The organism is Burkholderia sp. MSMB1498 (assembly GCF_001526245.1).
In the GTDB taxonomy this organism is placed as follows: domain Bacteria; phylum Pseudomonadota; class Gammaproteobacteria; order Burkholderiales; family Burkholderiaceae; genus Burkholderia; species Burkholderia savannae.
Genome location: NZ_LOYJ01000119.1, coordinates 111626 through 127795 on the forward strand (window position 1 = coordinate 111626; position 16170 = coordinate 127795).

A 16170-nucleotide genomic window follows, 5' to 3' on the forward strand; every position below is an offset into this window, starting at 1 on the left:
GTCAGGAAATGGCGGCGAGCGATGATGGTTCGCCTTCAGTCGTGCGTTCGGGCGTGGTCGAGCGATGCGCGCGAGCGCGCGTGACCGCCGAGCGAATCGGCGATGCCTTGCTCGCATGCGCGGATGGCGTGTCGCCGGTGGTGCTGCGTTTGATTGGGTATCCGAAACGAATGAGCGAGCGAGCGCGTCGAATGAAGCCGTGCATGAGACCGCGAACGCGGCGGTATAGCCCGGCCTTTCGATTCGCGCGCCGAAAGGCGCTCGGCGCGCCAGCGCGAATGTGATCGTGCGGACTGCTGCGTGCGTTGCGTGCGTTGCGGCGCGCGATCGTTCGGCTGCCCGTCGATCCGGCGTGCAAGCCGGATCGGCGGGCAGCCCGTGCGCCGTCATGCGGCGTTCAGGCCGATCGCGTCGCCATCACGGCGAAGCCGACGCCGGCGGCCGCAGTGGCTGTGCGCCCGGCACGTCGGGCGCGCCGCGCTGCGCTTCGACGGGCGCCTGTGTCGCCGCCGGGTCCGGATTCCAGCTCGTTCCGCCCGGCTTGACCTTCGGTGGCGGCAGCGCCTTCGCGAGCGGGCGGCTCGGCGGCGCGGGCGGAGGCGGCGGCGCGGGCTGCGCCCGATCGGGCGCGGCCGCCGCCGAAGCGGGCATCGCGGCGGCCGCGGCCGCCGAATTCCGATTCGACAGTAGTCCGTAACGCCAGCCCGCCGCGGCCAAGCCCAGCAGCGCCGCCGCGGCGAGCGCCAGCCAGCTTGCGCGCGACATCACCAGTTCACCTGATCGTTCAGCGTCAGCGTGCCGCTCGCGGGCGTCTGCAGCTGGCGATTGCCGGACCAGTTCTCCCACGTCACGCTGCCGTCGGCGTTCTTGCGGTAGTACTTGTACTGGATCGCCTGAGCGGCCGGCATGTTGACGGTGTTGCTCCACACGGGGTAATTGGCCGGGTCGACGGGAATGCCGAGATCGGTATTCCAGTTGCCGAGCGCGGCGGCGTTGCCCGTCACGTACATTTGCTGGCCGGGCTGCGTGCCGGCGTTGACGTTGACCGACACCGACACCTGCCCGCTCTGCAGCGGCGCGACGCAGTTGTTGTAGCGCGCGCAGACGACCGACGGAATGTCGACGATGCGGCCCGCCTGGATGGACGCGAGCAGGCTGATGTACTCGCCCATCGCCCAGTTCAGCGGCGCCATCGACTTGGTCGGCTGGCCCGGCGCGTAGCCCGCGGGCGTCGTCACCGCCCAGCCGTCGGGCAGCGTCGTCGAATTCGACCACACCTGTTCCGGCAGGAAGCCTTCGGGCGTCGTCAGCTGCTTGAGCGTCGAGAAGTACGCGCTGCCCGCGTTGCCGCTGCCTTGGCGCGCGATCTCGTACATGCCGCGCTCGGCGGTGAAGATCGGCCACAGGCGGCCGGCGCCGGTGCCGTCGAAGTCGCTGCCGTCGTTGTGCTCGCCATAGCCGTCGAAGTTGTAGCGGAACCACGCGTTGGGCGACAGCGCCGGCGCGTTCGGCAGGCTCAGCGACTGGCCGAGCACGCTGTCGTAGACCGAGATCGTGTTCACGACGGTCGGATCGGTCGCGCGCTTGACGCCCATCCGGACAAGCTCGAAGAAGCCGCCGTCGACGACGCGCCGCGCGTCGTGGCTGCCGCCGCCGTTCTTGATCGTCAGCGTTTGCGTCGCGTCCGGGCCCGCGGTGGGCGCGAAGCTCGCGCGATCGGTGCCGGTGCCCGAGCGGCCCGCCGGGTTGATGCGGATGTAGTAGCTGCCGTTGCCGAACGAGCCCGTCGACGTGTACGTCCACGCCGCGACGTTCTCCTGCCAGTAGTCGGCCGCCGCGAGATAGCGCGCGGCGCTCGTCGTGTCGCCGTTCTGCGTCGCGATGTCGGCCGCCGTGACGAGGCCGGCGATCTCGGCCGCGATCGTCGACGGCGAGTAGCCGGAGTTCTCCTCCCAGCGCTCCTGATACGTCCACGGGCCGGTGTTGACGATGTAATCGGCGGTGAGCTTGATCTTCGACCACAACGGATTGAACACGCTCGGGCCGAGGCGCCACGCGAGGATGATCGGCATCGCCTGCTCGTCCATCTGCGTGCCTTGCCAGTACGGCCAGCCGCTCACCCACGCGTTCTGCGGGAAGCGCCCGGCGCGGCTGTAGCCCTGCGAGCAGCCGGACGCGTTGTATTCGGCGGTGCCGCAGTCGCTCGTCTGTTGCAGCGTGTTGAACAGATAGTTGACGACGCTCGTCGCGGTGGACGTGTCGCCCGCCGTCGTCAGCGCGTTCGCGAACTTGAACAGATCGCGCGGCCACACGAGGTGATAGCCGCCCGCGTTCGCATCGCCCTGTGTTTCGCCCCACGGCGTGCCGATGCCGGCGATCATCGCGCCGTTGCTCTTGTCATGCATCGTCTTGAGCGTCATCGCGGCGAGGTAGTACGCGTCGTCCGCGGCGCCGTTCTGCGACGACAGGCCCGCCGCGTAGTTGTGCCACGCGGTGTCGTACTGCTGCTGCTCGCCGGCGAGATCGCTGCCGAGCACGGTGTTCGCGTCGCCGAGCGCCTGGTCCTGCGTGCCGCCGAAGCCGAGCACGACGTCGAACGACACGCTCGTCGCGCTCGGATCGCCAAGATCGATCCAGCCCATCTGCGCGACGTTGCCGTTGGTGGCGGACGTGAACGTCCAGTCCATCGTCTTGTCGGCGGTGCCGCCGAGCAGGTCGGTCCAGCCGTCGCTCTGCCCGACGAAGCCGTTCGACGTCATGCCCACGCCGTTGACGACCTTCCACGGACGGCTCGTCACGAGCGCCGAGTAGCGGCTGTCGTGATTCGCGACGAGCGCGTTGCCGCCGGTGCCGGACACTGTCTGGGCGGTGTTGTTGCTGCCCGCGTTGTCGAGGTACGGTTTGGACAGCATGTAGAGATTGAAGTCGCCGACCTTGTGGCCGTTGAGCGCGGTGAACGTGACGCGCTGCACGATCGCGTTGTAGTTCGGATCGGCGAAGATGATCTTGCTGATCCGCCAGTTGTGCGAACTATTGCTGGTCGTCACTTGCCAGCTCATCGTGCGCGTGTCGGTTTGCGCGGCCGAGTAGGCCTGCAGCTTTTCTTCGTCGACGAAGGTCTTGCCGCTGTCGCCGACGAGGAACTGCAAGTCGACGGACTCGGGCGTGTCGAGTACCGGGTAGTAGACCTCCGAGAGGATGCCGCGATAGCCGGTGAAGTAGACCCGCGATGCGCCGCTGACCGCCGTGCCGAGGAACGATTTGGCCGACGGGCCTCGCACGGGCGTCGCGCCGGGTGAGCCGAATGCTTCGGTGGCCGAAACGGACGCGGGTAAAGCGGCCGCGCCCGTCAGCGCGGCCAGACTGCCAACCAGCACTGCCTGTTTGAATCCGAAGTGCTTTGCCGACATTTTTTTCGTCTCCGTTATGGATATTTGCGGTGTCGTTCTTTGTAGCAAAACAACACGCGCTGTATCTCACGCAGAGGCGAAAGAGTCAATATTGTCAATGTCTTGTAGTCGACTATGTACTGATACTACATCCGCTGAACTGTGCGGTAGCGCACACTGGTGGTGGCGCGACGCGCGGACGACGATCCGCGCCGGAGCATGTCGGTACTTTAGGAGGGCGGCGACGAAACCCAGGCCGACGGCAGTCCGGATTCGCCGCGCGCGCCGTGCGCTCGACGTCAATCGAGCGGCTTGCCCGCCTTGTCGTCCATCGAGCGTAGCGCGATCAACGTCAGCACGCCGCAGCCGATCGCGTACCACGCGGGCGCGTTCGCGTTGCCCGTCGCGGCGATCAGCCACGTGACGAAGAATTGCGCGAAGCCGCCGAAGATCGCGACGCCGACGCTGTAGACGAGCGCGCCGCCCGTCGCGCGAACCGCGCGCGGGAACAGTTCGCCGAGCATCGCGCTCATCGCGCCGACGTTGATCGCGTGCACGGCCGCGAGCGCCGCGATGATCGTCAGCAGCGAGACCGCGCCGGGCCAGCGGTTCAGCGCGACGAACGCCGGATAGATCGCGAGCATCAACGCGATGCGCGTCCACCAGACGATCCGGTTGCGTCCGTAGCGATCCGACAGATGGCCGCCGATCGGCGTCACGATCGCGAGAATCGCGCCGGCGACGCAGCCTGCCGTCATCGACAGCCAGCCCGGCAGATGCAGCACCTGCACGCCGTAGATCGCCATGTAGAACACGATGATGTAGTGGATCGACGTGCCGCCGATCGTGATGCCGAGGCCGGCGAGCACGGCTTTGCCGTGGTGGCGCAGCACGTCGGCGAGCGGCAGCGACGCGGCGCTTCCGTGCGCTGCGGATGCGGCGGCATGCGCCGCGGCCGGCGCTTCGTCGACTGTGCGCCGCAGCCAGTAGCCGAGCGGCACGAACAGCGTGCCGATGACGAACGGGACGCGCCATCCCCAGCTTTCGAGTTGCGCGGCGCTCAACGTCGACGTCAGCAGGACGCCCGTCAGCGCGCCGGCGAGCGCCGCGAGCCCCTGGCTCGAGAACTGGAACGATGCGTAGAAGCCGCGTTGCCCGGGCGGCGCCTGCTCGAGCAGCAGCGTGGTCGACGCGCCGACTTCGCCGCCCGACGCGAATCCTTGCAGCAGTCGCGCGGCGACGAGCAGCAGCGGCGCGGCGACGCCGATCTGCGCAAAGGTCGGCGCGACGGCGATCGTCGCGGTGCCGAGCGCCATGATGAGAAGCGTGGCGATCATCGCGCGCTTGCGGCCGACGCGGTCCGCGTAGATGCCGATCACGAGGCCGCCGAGCGGGCGCGTGAAGAACCCGACGCCGAAGCTCGCGACCGCGAGCATCAGTTGTCCGAACGACGAGTGAACCGGGAAGAACAGCTTGCCGATCAGGATCGCGAAGAAACTGTAGACGGTGAAGTCGTAGAATTCGAGCGCGTTGCCGACCGCGGCCGCGGCGATCAGGCGCCGCCTCTTCGCGGCGAGGCGTGCGTCGGCCGGCATGCCGGCGAAGTCGAGAGCGGTTGTTTCCATGTGATCCCCGAGGAGCGCGAGACGGCGTGGCGAGAAGGCGTCAGGCGGCGAGCCAGGCTTCGGTCAATCGAACCCAGTAGCTCGCGCCGATCGCGAGAATGTCGTCGTTGAAGTCGTAGCCGGGGTTGTGCACCATGCAGCCGCCCTTGCTGCCGACGCCGTTGCCGATGAACGCATAGCAGCCGGGGCGCGCTTCGAGCATGTACGCGAAATCCTCGCTGCCCATCAGCGGCGCGGCGTCCGCCTCGATCCGCTCCGCGCCGAGCATCCTGCGCGCGACGTCGACGGCGAACGCGGTGGGCTCGGGATGATTGACGAGCACCGGATAACCATAGTCGTACTGAACGTCTGCTGCGATGCCGAAGCTTTCCGCCTGGCCCTTCACGAGCGTCTCGATGCGATGCGCGAGCCGTTCGCGGACGTCGGCGTTCAGCGCGCGCACCGACAGCTTCATCACGACCGTCTCGGGGATGACGTTGAACGTCTCGCCCGCCTGTACGCTGCCCACGGTGATCACCGCTGCCTGCTGCGCATCGATTTCGCGTGCGACGATCGTCTGCAGCGCGACCATGATGCTGCCCGCCGCCGACATCGGGTCGCGCGCGAAATGCGGCATTGCGCCGTGGCCGCCCACGCCGCGCAGCGTGATCGTCACGCGGTCGGACGACGCCATCGCGGCGCCCGCGCGGAACGCCATGTCGCCCGCCGCGCGGCCGGGCATGTTGTGGATCGCGAAGATCGCGTCGCACGGAAAGCGCTCGAAGAGGCCCTCGTCCATCATCGCCTTCGCGCCGCCGAAGTTCTCTTCGGCGGGCTGGAAGATGAGGTTCAGCGTGCCGGAGAACCGGCGCGTCGCGGCGAGGTGGCGCGCCGCGCACAGCAGCATCGCGGTATGGCCGTCGTGCCCGCACGCATGCATTTTGTTCGCGTGGCGGCTCGCGTACGGCAGGCCCGTCGCTTCGGCGATCGGCAGCGCGTCCATGTCGGCGCGCAGGCCGAGCGTGCGCGCACCTTGTTTTTCGCGCAGCACGCCGACGACGCCCGTCTTGCCGAGCCCACGATGCACATCGTAGCCCCAGCCGGCGAGCAGCTCGGCGACCAGGTCGCTCGTCAGCGCTTCTTCGAACGCGAGCTCGGGGTGTGCGTGGATTCGGCGGCGCACATCGATCAGATCAGGCGCGATCGCGGCGATGCCGGGGATGACGGGATTCTTGGGTGTGTCGGAATGCATGCTGTTTCCTCGTGGGGCGTGAGTGCGCGCTTGTGCGGACATGTTGACGAAGCATATGAATTTTTTTTGCGCACCATAAGCTGATAAATTGCGTCGGTGCTCACCGCCGGTTGCCTCTAGGGAACACCCTGATTCGCCGCGGCGCAGCCGATGAACGGCCTCTTCGAACCGCGCGTTTCATATGAAATATCACCAGTTGAAAGCGTTCGTCGCCGTCGCCGACGAGGGCAGCATTCGCGCGGCCGCGCGCCGGCTGAACGTGTCGCCGGCCGCGTTGACGAAAGCGGTCAAGGAACTGGAGCTCGCGCTCGGCGTGTCGCTCGTCGTGCGTACGGCGCGCGGCGTGCAGCTCACCGGGTTCGGTCAGCAGCTTCAGGTGCGCGCGCGCCTCATCGTCGCCGAGATGCAGCGGGCGCGCGACGATATCGAACAGGCGCAAGGCGCGACGACAGGCGCGGTCGCGGCCGCCATCACGCCGGCCGCCGCGGTGACGATCCTGCCCGACGCGTTTCGCGCGTTTCGTCGGCGCTTCCCAGTTGCGCGCGTGAGCATTGTCGAAGGGTTTCCCGGCGTCGCGCTGCCGAAGCTGCACGACGGGTCGCTCGATTTCGCGGTGGCAGTGGTGGTGCCGGAACTGCTCGCGGCGGAATTCGATCACTCGGAGCTGTATGCGAGCCGGCACGTGATCGTCGCGCGCAAGGGGCATCCGCTTGCATCGGCGACGTCGCTCGCCGATCTCGTCGATGCGGACTGGCTGATGAATCCGTCGCCCGAGAGCTCGACGCAGTTGATGTTCAATTGCTTTACCGAGCACGGCTTGCCGGCGCCGATGCGCGTCGTCGAGTGCCCGAGCTATGCGATCGCGCACTGCCTTATTCAGGGCTCCGATCTGATTGCGTCGATGCCCGAGCAACTGCTCGATGTCGAATGGTCGCGCGGCCACGTCGCGGTGCTGCCGATACGCGAGGTGCTTCCGGCCGCGTCCGTGCAGTTGGTGACGCGCCGCGACAGCCCGCTGACGCCGGCGGCGGCGATGCTCGTCGATTGCATGCGCGACGCGGCGCGGCGGCATGGGTTGCGTTGACGTTTGAGACGCGCGGCGAGGTTCGCCTTGGGTGTCGTGTCGATCGATGGGCGCCGTTTTACGTCGTGCCGCTTGTTTTGCGGGCTGCGCGAACGATGCGTTCGTGGCTGATCGATCGACGTACCCGACCTATCCGCCCAGATCCATCCAGGCCTGTCACGTTTCATCGAGAACCGTCCGGACGCAACGGATGGGCGTGCCGCGTTTCTTGTCGATCGGGGCCGCTTCCGGGATCGCGGCCGCGTGCTTCGCGGCACGTGCCGCGCGTTACGCGAGCGTCGGATAACCGAGCGCGATCGCGTCGCGCGCGAATCGCTCGATTTCCGCGTATGCGTCGGGCGCGAGCCGCTCGAAGCCGCGCAGCCGTAACGCGCGCGCGCGCTCGGGGTCGAGCGCCGCCGCCGCATCGAGCGCGTCGCGCAGCGCGGCGACGCGTTCCCCGGCAAGCGTGCGCGACGCGATGAACGGCAGGCCCGGCGCGGACGCCGTCGCGCCGATGATTCGTACGCGACGCAGCAACGCCGGCAGCGCGTCGCGCACGTATGCGAGCGTCACGCAATCGATCGCGGCGAGATCCGCGTCGCCCGCATCGAGCGCGCGCAGCGCATCCAGATGCGAGCCGGTGCGAGCGACCGTCGAGAAGAAGCGCGCGTCGCGCGCGTGCGGCGCGACGGCGTGACGTAGCGCATTCATTCCGCTGTGCGAATCGTCTCCGTTGTACGCGGCGCGCAGGCCGCGGCATGCGGCGAGCGTCGTCGCGCCGCGCGCGTGCGCATCGGCCGATACGACGAGCATGCTTCGATAGCGTGCGCCGTCGCATCCGTCGGCGTCGAAGACGGGGGTCGCGATCAGATGAACCGCATCGGCGACGCCGAGCATCCGATACGGATAGCCGCACGTTTGCGACAGCAGCAGATCGCCGCGGCGCCACATCGGCAGCAATTCGCCGAAGGGTTCGCCGGAAGGCTCGCCGAGCAGCGCGACGCCGGCCGGGCTGCCCGCGCGCGCGAACGCGCGCAGCGCATCGCGCAGCGCATCGCGCAGCAGCGCGCGCCACAGCGCGGCGTGCCGCGGCGTCACGTTGTACATCGGCAGTCCGGCGATCCATCGGGTCATGCGGACATTCTACGGATTTCCAGGCCTCCGGCGGGCATGCATGCGTTTGCCCGAGCCGCGAATCGCGCGCCGCCTGGCGCACGCCGGCGGCGGAACCGTTTCGCCGCTTCTTTCTCGATTTCGCCACATCGATCGCGAGCCGCGCCGCATAAGCAAATGCGAATCCATTGGTTGGTCCGGCGGCCGCGATTGGTTACGGTGCACGTTCCGCCGCGCGTCGCGCGCGACGACGTCGCCGTCTGCGCGCCTGTCGACGTTCGGCCTTAGTCACCACCAAGAACATGGCCGAATATTTCGATGTAGATCATGCGCGCGAGATCCGGGCGCTCGGCGAACGTTTCGCCGCACGCACCGAATGGCCGACCTGGCTGTTGATCTTCGTCGTCTACGGCGGCTGGCTCGGCGTGCTGCTTTGCGTGCGCGCCGGATCGCTGCCGCTCGCGGCGGCGACGCCGCTGCTGATCGCGCTGTGCGCATGGCACATGTCGTTGCAGCACGAACTGCTGCACGGCCATCCGACGCGCTCCGCGCGCGTGAACAAGCTGCTCGGCTATCCGCCGCTGGCGGTCTGGTATCCGTACACGCTGTATCGCGACACGCATCTCGAGCATCATCGCGACGAAGATCTGACGGTGCCGGGCGTCGATCCCGAAAGCAACTACGTGCCGCGTGCGCAGTGGGCGCGGCTGCCGCGATGGCGGCGTGCGCTCTTGCGCGCGCGCAAGAGCTTCGTCGGGCGGCTTGTCGTCGGGCCGCCCGCGAGCGTCGCCGCGATGGGCGCACGCACGCTGCGCGCATGGTGCGGCGGCGACTGGCGCCATGCGCCGATGTGGGCCGCGCATGTCGCGTCGGTCGCGGCGCTGCTCGCCTGGCTGCAATCGTCGATCGGCGTGCCGTGGTGGTATTACCTGCTCGCGATCACGTGGCCCGCGCAGTCGCTCGCGATGATTCGTTCGTTGTACGAGCATCGCGCGGCCGCGCATCCGAAGGCGCGCATCGCGATCAACGAGGCGGGCCTCGCGATGCGCCTTCTGTTTCTGAACAACAACTACCATCTCGTTCATCACGATCTGCCGAAACTGCCGTGGTATCACCTGTCGCGCGCGTACCGGATGCGGCGCGAAGCGTATGCGCGCAAATGCGGCGGCTTCGTGATTCGCGGCGGCTATTGGGAACTGTTGAAGCGCCACGCGTGGCGCGAAACCGATTCGCCCGTGCATCCGTTCGCGCAAGACGGCGAGCCGGTGCCGGCGAAACGCGGCTCGCGCGTCGCGGTGATCGACGATTGCGTTCAGATCGGCGGTTGACGGGGGCTTGAAGAACGGCCGCGCGATGCGCCGATGCGCCGGCCGGCGAGCGGCGATGTCGGGCATGCTGTCGCGAGGGCGCTGACGCCGATCCGCGGCGACATCGGCCGAGGTCGACAGGTATCGGCCATATCGGCCGTCTCGCCTTGCCGGACGCGGCCGATGCGTCGACGTGGGTGGCGCACGCACGTTGTCCCCTTTTGCGCGGACGCGCGGCTCAATGAACGGCGGCGGCGCGATTCGCGTGTGCGTCGGCCGGCAGCCGATGATTCGTTCCCCCAAATTTCCTGCTTTCGCCTTTTACGCCCGCACCCGTGCGTGCCGAAAAACCGCCGCCCCGCCGCCGACGCCCCGCCGGATCACTTTGTTACATCTCTTACCGCGGTCGCCCCGAAAGGCAACAGTTGCCTTTCACCGTCCCGGTATACTCGGCGCTGCTTCAAACCCAAAACGAATCAAGACCTGTCAACTATGTCGAAGAAACTCATCCAGATCGTGGCTGTCGCGGCGCTGACCGCCGCGGCGTCGCTGCCGGCCTTCGCCGGCGACATGAACAACGCGCTCGGCGGCGCGCTCGGCGGCGTGGCCGGCGCGGCAGTCGGCGGCGCCGTGGGCGGCAGCACGGGGGCGGTGATCGGCGGCGCGGTCGGCGGCGGCGCCGGCGGCGCGGTCACGTCGAACCGCCGTGAGCGCACGGGCGCGATCATCGGCGGCGCGCTTGGCGGCGGCGCGGGCACCGCGGCCGGCAACGCGATGGGCGGCCGCTCCGGCGGCCTGGTCGGCGCGGCCGTCGGCGGCGGCGCGGGGGCCGCGCTCGGCGGCAACATCTCGCGCTCGAACTCGTACAACGACGACTACGATCGCGGCTATCGCCGCGGCGGCAAGCATCACGGCAAGCATCATCACCGTCACTGATCGTCGAAGCGGGCCCGATCGGCGTGACGCGATCCGGGCTTGCTCGCCGCGCGTCGGCGGCCCGCTTCGGCGTGCATCGGTCGATCTTCGGCGGCGGCGCGCGCGAAGGCGGTGCCGGGCGGTCGGCCGCGCGATGCGGTTCGCAGCGGCGGCGCGCGCCGGCCATCACGCGTTGTGAGCGCGTTGACGCCGCATGCATCGAAGCCGACGGCGACAACCGGCCGTCGCATCCCGATCCGGATCGGCGCGCCGCGCGCTGCGAGCGCCGTCGCGATTGGCGGCGTCGCATCGGCGCTACGTGATTCGCCGACACGGGATCATTGACGGGCCGACGATCGTCCGCGCGGCGATTCCGGCGCGTCGCGGTCGCCATTCCGCTGCGATGTGAATCGGAAGGCGCGGCCAGCGTTCTTTCCGGTCATCACGAAATTCCGTCAAACAATTCCGTCAAACGAAAAAGGACGATGCCGGGCTTCTTCTGCCGCCGCTTCGTCCGCGTTCGTCGATGCGCACGTCTGCCCGCTCAATCGAGCGCCTTGTCGTTCGGATTCGCGAACAGCTGCTTCATGTCCGCCGACAGCGGATAGTCGAGGTTCACGCCCTTCGGCGGAATCGGCCGATTGAACCATTTCACGTACAGCGCCTCGGCTTCTCCCGAGCGTTGCATCCGCGCGATCACGCGATCCGCGAGCTGCTTGAAGCCGGCATCGTCCTTGCGCAGCATGCAGCCATACGCTTCGGACACCGGAGAATTTCCGGTGATCACGTAGTCGCCCGGATTCGCTTCCTTCGCCTTCGCCCCATACAGAAGCGGCTCGTCCATGAAGAACGCGACGGCACGGCCGCTCTTGACGTTCAGGAACGCATCCGCGTGATCCTTCGCGCTGATGATCTGCATCGACATGCCTTTCTCCGCGTTCCATTGCCGCAACAGCCGCTCCTCGGTCGTGCCGGCGGTCGTCGCGACGGTCTTGCCGGCGAGGTCGGGGAAGTCCTTCACGCCGGACGTCTTCTTCGCGATCAATCGCATTCCGTATTGAAAGATGCTGTTCGAGAACGACACCTGGTTGGCCCGTTCCTTCGTGTGCGTGGTCGAGCCGCATTCCAGATCGACGGTGCCGTTCTGCACGAGAGGAATGCGGTTCTGCGACGTGATCGGAATCTCGCGCACCGTCAGGGTCGGCCGGTTCAGTTCCTTCTTGATTGCGTCGACGATCTTCAGCACGATTTCCTGCGAGTAGCCGATCGTGTGTTGCTGCTGGTCATAGTACGAGAACGGAACGGACGATTCGCGCACGCCGAGCGTGACGACGCCCGTATCGCGAATCTTCTTCAACGTGGGGCTGGCGTCGTCCGCGTGAGCGGCGGCGGCAAGCGCGCAGCCGACGGCGATCGAGAGCAGCGGGCGGAGGGTGTTCATCATCGAGGGCTCCTGACGGAACGGGTAGCGGGTGACAAGCCGGGTCGGGAAAGGCGAGCTCGGGAACGCGCTCGCGCGAATCGCGCGCGCCCGCGAGCCGCTTCTGCGTTACCCCGGATTGCGCACGTCGGCTGTCGGCGTCGTGCCGAAATCGTCGCTCAGCGCGTAATCGATCAGCTTGCGCGCGGCGTCCTCCGGCGTCGTGAGCGCGCCGCTCGATTTGAGCTGCTCGAACCGCTCGCGCGACGGAAACCGGTCGCTGCTGCTCGCGCGGATCGTCGCCTGCATGCCGGTGTCCACCACGCCCGGCGCGACGCTGCAGATCCGCAGCGCGCGATTCGCATCCAGCGCCACCGCTCGAGCGTGATGATCGAGCGCGGCCTTGGTCGCGCAGTAGACGCTCCAGCCCGCATATGCGTTGCGCGCCGCGCCGCTCGAGATGTGCACGATGCGGCGCTCGACCGCGTGCGGCGCGATTTTCGCGATCGCGCTCGCGAGCATCAGCGGCGTCGCGACGTTCAGGGCGACTGCACGCGCGATCGCCGCGGCGTCCTGCGTGTCGAGCGGGCCGATCGGCTCGACGGTGCCCGCGTTGTTGAACAGCAGCACGCGGCTCGCGCCGGCGACGAACTCGTCGAGCGCGCCGCCGCCGAGCCACGCCTCGATGCGCGCGGGGTCCGACAGATCGAGCTCGGCCTCGACGAACCGCGCGCCCGCGTGTTCGCCGAGCGACGGATGGCGGCTGCGCGACAGGCCGAGCACTGCGAAGTCCCGCTCGAGCAGTTGCGCGGCGAGGGCGGCGCCGAGCCCGCGCGTGTGGCCGGTGACGATGGCGCGAACGGCCGGCAAAGGAGAAGAGCGAGTGACCATGTCGATTCGGAAAATGACGAGAACAGGATGGGTGACGTGCGTATCGCGGCACGCAGCGGTGTGCGATCCGCGCGACCGGCGCGCGGTTGCCGATCGGAGCGCGTCGAGCGGCCGACCATTGCGGCCATCCCGACGAAAACCGGACGAAAACCGGACGGAAGCGGGACGAAAACCGGACGACAACGCGACGGCGGCCGGACGAGCGACGCGCAGCGCGGCGATCGAATGAGCCGGTATCGTAACGTCGGCACCAATTTGGCGCAAACGCCGCCTCGTCGATCCGGTTTACCGCGAGATCGCTCGCCTTCGATCAAAGCGCGAGCAATGTCCAATGAATTTCGTCACGACATGATTGCATGCTAGCCTTGATCCGGATTCGGCAATGAAATGCCGAATGCGAAACGAAAACGATTCGACGAACCGGACGATGCCGCGATGCAAGCCGTCGAATAACGGCCGGCAGTTGCCGGATTTTCCCGAGCCATCTTCGATACCTACGCCCGATGGAAACGATCACGCAAGAGTTCGTCCGGCAATTCAGCCGAGAATGGATCGACGCATGGAATTCGCATGACCTCGACCGAATCCTGTCGCACTACGCCGACGATTTCGACATGTCGTCGCCGATGATCGCGCAGATCGCCGGCGAGCCCAGCGGGCGCCTGCGCGGAAAGGCAGCGGTGCGCGCGTACTGGTCGAAGGCGCTGCAGATGATTCCGGATCTGCATTTCGAATGGATAGCGACGCTCGCCGGCGTCGACAGCATTGCGATTCATTACCGCGGCGCGAAAGGGCGGCTCGCGCTCGAGGTTTTTCACTTCGGGGCGGATCGGCGAGTCGTGAAAGCGTTCGCTCACTATGCCGGCTGAGCGGGCAGCGCAATATCGGCGCGGCTGCATTTTCTACCGCTGCCGATTCGATATTGACGACAGTTTTACCGAATGGAGCGACAGCGCATCGCTCTAGACTCCTTAACAAATTCAATTGAATGCCGGATTCGTCGGCGGGCGACGCATCGAACGAATGGCGTCGATGCGAAATCATTCGCCGTCCGGCGGCTGACCGTCGAAACGACGACAAGCAAGCGGTGGGGCGCGATGCGCGCGCCGACACGGCTGCCCGTGCCGCGCGGCGGCGCGAAGCCGATCGCGATGCGGCGGAAGTTGCGTGGTGACCAATCAACCGAGGGCTGCGACGGTTCGTTCGTCGTACTCACCTATGTCATACCCGGCGACCTATATTTTGTTTGTCGATGGGGCAGATCAGGGAGAGCATCACTCATGGTCAAGAAACGACTCCGCGCCGCATGCGTCGGCACCGTCATCGGGCTCGCGGCGCACGCAACGCACGCGCAATACACGACGGACTGGCTGGCGAACACCTACGGAACCATCGCGTCGCACGTCGGCAACAACGCGCGGTCGATGTGGGTGTCGCCCGAAGGCGTCGTCTATACGGCTTCCTTCTGGGACGAGAACGAGGGCGGCGTCGCGATCTACCAGAACGGCAAGAGTCTCGGCTCGATCGGCTCGCACGCCGAGTTCCAGGGCGGCGCGATCACGGGCAACGCGACGTCGATCTTCGCGGCGCTGCAGTACGGCACCCCGCAGGGCAGCGGATCGGTCGGGCGCTACAACCGGACGACGCTTGCGCGCGATCTCGTGATTAACGTCAGCGTGTGGAACGCCGTGAGCCGCGCCGACGTGATCACCGGTCTCGCAACGGCGGGCACGCTGCTCTACGCAAGCGACTTCTTCGGCAATCGCGTGCGCGTCTTCACCACGGACGGCGTCTGGCAGCGCGACATCAGCATCGCGAATCCCGGCGCGCTCGCGCTCGACGATGCCGGAAACCTGTGGGTCGCGCAGAAGAACGCGGCGAAGATCGTCGAGTACGGCCCGGCCGGCGCGTTGATGAACACGATCCAGATGCCGACGGCGTCGCGGCCGTCGTCGCTGTATTACGACGCGTCGAAGCGGCAGTTGATGGTCGGCGATCAGGGCCCGGACATGAACGTCAAGCTGTACGCGATCAACGGGACGCCGAGGCAAACCGGCACGTTCGGCGTGCAGGGCGGCTACCTCGATACGACGACCGGCATCAAGGGGCAGGTCGGCGACAAGCGCTTCACGCGCGTGGTCGGCATCGGCAAGGACTCCTCCGGCACGCTGTACGTGCTCAACAATCCGTGGGGCGGCGGCTGGGATCTCGGGCGCAACGGCGCCACCGACATTCATGCCTACGATACCTTCGGCAACGTGCGGTGGAAGCTGCAGGCATTGAACTTCGAGGCGATCGGCGCGCCGGACCCGACGACGGACGGCGCATTGTTCTACAGCGGAATGAACGTCTACGCCGGCACGGCGGGCGGCACTTTCGTCGCGAACACGGTCGATCCGTTCACGTATCCGTCCGATCCGCGCCTCGACATGAACGATTACCAGCGCGGCCAGCACTTCGGCCAGCTCGTCGGCGTCGGCGGCAGCAAGATCCTCGTCGCGTCGGGGCAGAATCCGGGGAACTTCAACTTCTATCACTTCAACGCGGCGAGCGGCTACATCGCGATTCCCGACGCGTCGCTGCCGGGCAAGGCGTTCAACACGACGCTGCAGGTGACGGCCGGATTCTCGATCGACAACAAGGGCGACGTGTGGGCCGGCCTCAACGGAACGAACGCGATCTCGCACTATCCGCTGACGGGCTTCGACTCGAGCGGCAAGCCGACGTGGGGCGCGCCGGCGTCGATTCCGGCGCCGGCAAGCATCCAGCCGACGGCGCGCATCCTCTACATGTCCGACAGCGATACGATGATCCTCGCGCAGGGCATCGCGGGGAGCTGGGACTGGACCGCGATGAACGGGCGGATCGAGGTGTATCACGGCTGGAATGCGGGCAACGTCGCACAGCCGAATCCGGTCATCACGCTCACGAGCCCGAATCCGAAGTCGATCGCGGCGGCCGGCAAGTACCTGTTCGTCGGCTACGTGCACACCGTGCCGAACGTAGACGTGTTCGATCTCAACACGGGCCAGCTCGTCACCACGCTGATCAACTCGAACACGGGCGTGATGGACGTCGGCAACGACGTCGATTCGATGTACGGCATCAGGGCGTATCTGCGGTCGACGGGCGAATACGTGATCACGAAGGACAACTACAACGGATCGAGCATCGTCGTCTATCGCTGGCGGCCGTGACGGCGAGCGGCCCGCC

12 protein-coding genes and 1 pseudogene are annotated in these 16170 nt (G+C 67.2%); 5 read left to right on the forward strand and 8 right to left on the reverse strand.

Annotated features, from left to right (window positions below):
- Window position 1: 1 nt before the first annotated feature.
- The 5 genes from WS91_RS27080 to WS91_RS27100 form a co-directional block, all read right to left on the reverse strand.
- The gene (locus tag WS91_RS27080) at window positions 2–205 is read right to left on the reverse strand and encodes a hypothetical protein (RefSeq protein ID WP_059576770.1); all 204 of its coding nucleotides are present in this window, start codon (window positions 203–205) and stop codon (window positions 2–4) included.
- A gap of 212 nt (window positions 206–417) precedes the next feature.
- Window positions 418–765 (reverse strand): hypothetical protein, encoded by a 348-nt coding sequence (locus WS91_RS27085; protein WP_038745960.1) that lies wholly within the window; start codon window positions 763–765, stop codon window positions 418–420.
- Entirely contained in the window at window positions 765–3410 is a 2646-nt protein-coding gene (locus tag WS91_RS27090) for a glycoside hydrolase family 15 protein (protein WP_059671362.1), read from the reverse strand. The genes WS91_RS27085 and WS91_RS27090 overlap by 1 nt, the downstream gene beginning before the upstream one ends.
- A gap of 278 nt (window positions 3411–3688) precedes the next feature.
- Window positions 3689–5014: an MFS transporter gene (locus tag WS91_RS27095; RefSeq protein WP_038745964.1), complete on the reverse strand. Its 1326-nt coding sequence runs from the start codon at window positions 5012–5014 to the stop codon at window positions 3689–3691.
- 40 nt (window positions 5015–5054) lie between these two features.
- A complete protein-coding gene (locus tag WS91_RS27100; protein ID WP_059671363.1) occupies window positions 5055–6245 on the reverse strand; it encodes a M20 aminoacylase family protein in 1191 nt (396 codons plus the stop codon).
- A 181-nt stretch (window positions 6246–6426) separates the two neighbouring features.
- Between WS91_RS27100 and WS91_RS27105 the strand changes: the two genes are divergently transcribed.
- Window positions 6427–7329 (forward strand): LysR substrate-binding domain-containing protein, encoded by a 903-nt coding sequence (locus WS91_RS27105; RefSeq protein ID WP_038745968.1) that lies wholly within the window; start codon window positions 6427–6429, stop codon window positions 7327–7329.
- A gap of 267 nt (window positions 7330–7596) precedes the next feature.
- Here the strand turns inward: WS91_RS27105 and WS91_RS27110 are convergent, their stop codons facing one another.
- Window positions 7597–8445, reverse strand: a complete 849-nt coding sequence (locus tag WS91_RS27110; RefSeq protein WP_059671364.1) for a phosphate/phosphite/phosphonate ABC transporter substrate-binding protein — start codon at window positions 8443–8445, stop codon at window positions 7597–7599.
- Window positions 8446–8616: 171 nt separating this feature from the next.
- Here WS91_RS27110 and WS91_RS27115 point away from each other — a divergent pair.
- Window positions 8617–9752, forward strand: a pseudogene (locus WS91_RS27115) (fatty acid desaturase).
- 471 nt (window positions 9753–10223) lie between these two features.
- Window positions 10224–10667, forward strand: a complete 444-nt coding sequence (locus WS91_RS27120; RefSeq protein WP_038745974.1) for a hypothetical protein — start codon at window positions 10224–10226, stop codon at window positions 10665–10667.
- A gap of 523 nt (window positions 10668–11190) precedes the next feature.
- Here the strand turns inward: WS91_RS27120 and WS91_RS27130 are convergent.
- On the reverse strand, window positions 11191–12090 hold the full coding sequence (locus WS91_RS27130; RefSeq protein ID WP_082758388.1) for a glutamate/aspartate ABC transporter substrate-binding protein: 900 nt from the start codon (window positions 12088–12090) through the stop codon (window positions 11191–11193).
- 105 nt (window positions 12091–12195) lie between these two features.
- Entirely contained in the window at window positions 12196–12936 is a 741-nt protein-coding gene (locus WS91_RS27135; RefSeq protein ID WP_038745978.1) for an SDR family oxidoreductase, read from the reverse strand.
- A 524-nt stretch (window positions 12937–13460) separates the two neighbouring features.
- Between WS91_RS27135 and WS91_RS27140 the strand changes: the two genes are divergently transcribed.
- Together WS91_RS27140 and WS91_RS27150 are read left to right on the forward strand one after the other, a co-directional pair.
- Window positions 13461–13826 carry a nuclear transport factor 2 family protein gene (locus tag WS91_RS27140; protein ID WP_038745980.1) on the forward strand — a complete coding sequence of 122 codons (366 nt, stop codon included), beginning with the start codon at window positions 13461–13463 and terminating at the stop codon, window positions 13824–13826.
- Window positions 13827–14237: 411 nt separating this feature from the next.
- The gene (locus WS91_RS27150; protein WP_059671367.1) at window positions 14238–16154 is read left to right on the forward strand and encodes an SMP-30/gluconolactonase/LRE family protein; all 1917 of its coding nucleotides are present in this window, start codon (window positions 14238–14240) and stop codon (window positions 16152–16154) included.
- Window positions 16155–16170: the final 16 nt, after the last annotated feature.

What these genes read in the sequence shown, in the direction of transcription:
- WS91_RS27080 (WP_059576770.1), bottom strand. Translation starts at nt 205, where the DNA reads ATGCACGGCTTCATTCGACGCGCTCGCTCGCTCATTCGTTTCGGATAC.
- WS91_RS27085 (WP_038745960.1), bottom strand. Translation starts at nt 765, where the DNA reads ATGTCGCGCGCAAGCTGGCTGGCGCTCGCCGCGGCGGCGCTGCTGGGC.
- WS91_RS27090 (WP_059671362.1), bottom strand. Translation starts at nt 3,410, where the DNA reads ATGTCGGCAAAGCACTTCGGATTCAAACAGGCAGTGCTGGTTGGCAGT.
- WS91_RS27095 (WP_038745964.1), bottom strand. Translation starts at nt 5,014, where the DNA reads ATGGAAACAACCGCTCTCGACTTCGCCGGCATGCCGGCCGACGCACGC.
- WS91_RS27100 (WP_059671363.1), bottom strand. Translation starts at nt 6,245, where the DNA reads ATGCATTCCGACACACCCAAGAATCCCGTCATCCCCGGCATCGCCGCG.
- WS91_RS27105 (WP_038745968.1), top strand. Translation starts at nt 6,427, where the DNA reads ATGAAATATCACCAGTTGAAAGCGTTCGTCGCCGTCGCCGACGAGGGC.
- WS91_RS27110 (WP_059671364.1), bottom strand. Translation starts at nt 8,445, where the DNA reads ATGACCCGATGGATCGCCGGACTGCCGATGTACAACGTGACGCCGCGG.
- WS91_RS27120 (WP_038745974.1), top strand. Translation starts at nt 10,224, where the DNA reads ATGTCGAAGAAACTCATCCAGATCGTGGCTGTCGCGGCGCTGACCGCC.
- WS91_RS27130 (WP_082758388.1), bottom strand. Translation starts at nt 12,090, where the DNA reads ATGATGAACACCCTCCGCCCGCTGCTCTCGATCGCCGTCGGCTGCGCG.
- WS91_RS27140 (WP_038745980.1), top strand. Translation starts at nt 13,461, where the DNA reads ATGGAAACGATCACGCAAGAGTTCGTCCGGCAATTCAGCCGAGAATGG.
- WS91_RS27150 (WP_059671367.1), top strand. Translation starts at nt 14,238, where the DNA reads ATGGTCAAGAAACGACTCCGCGCCGCATGCGTCGGCACCGTCATCGGG.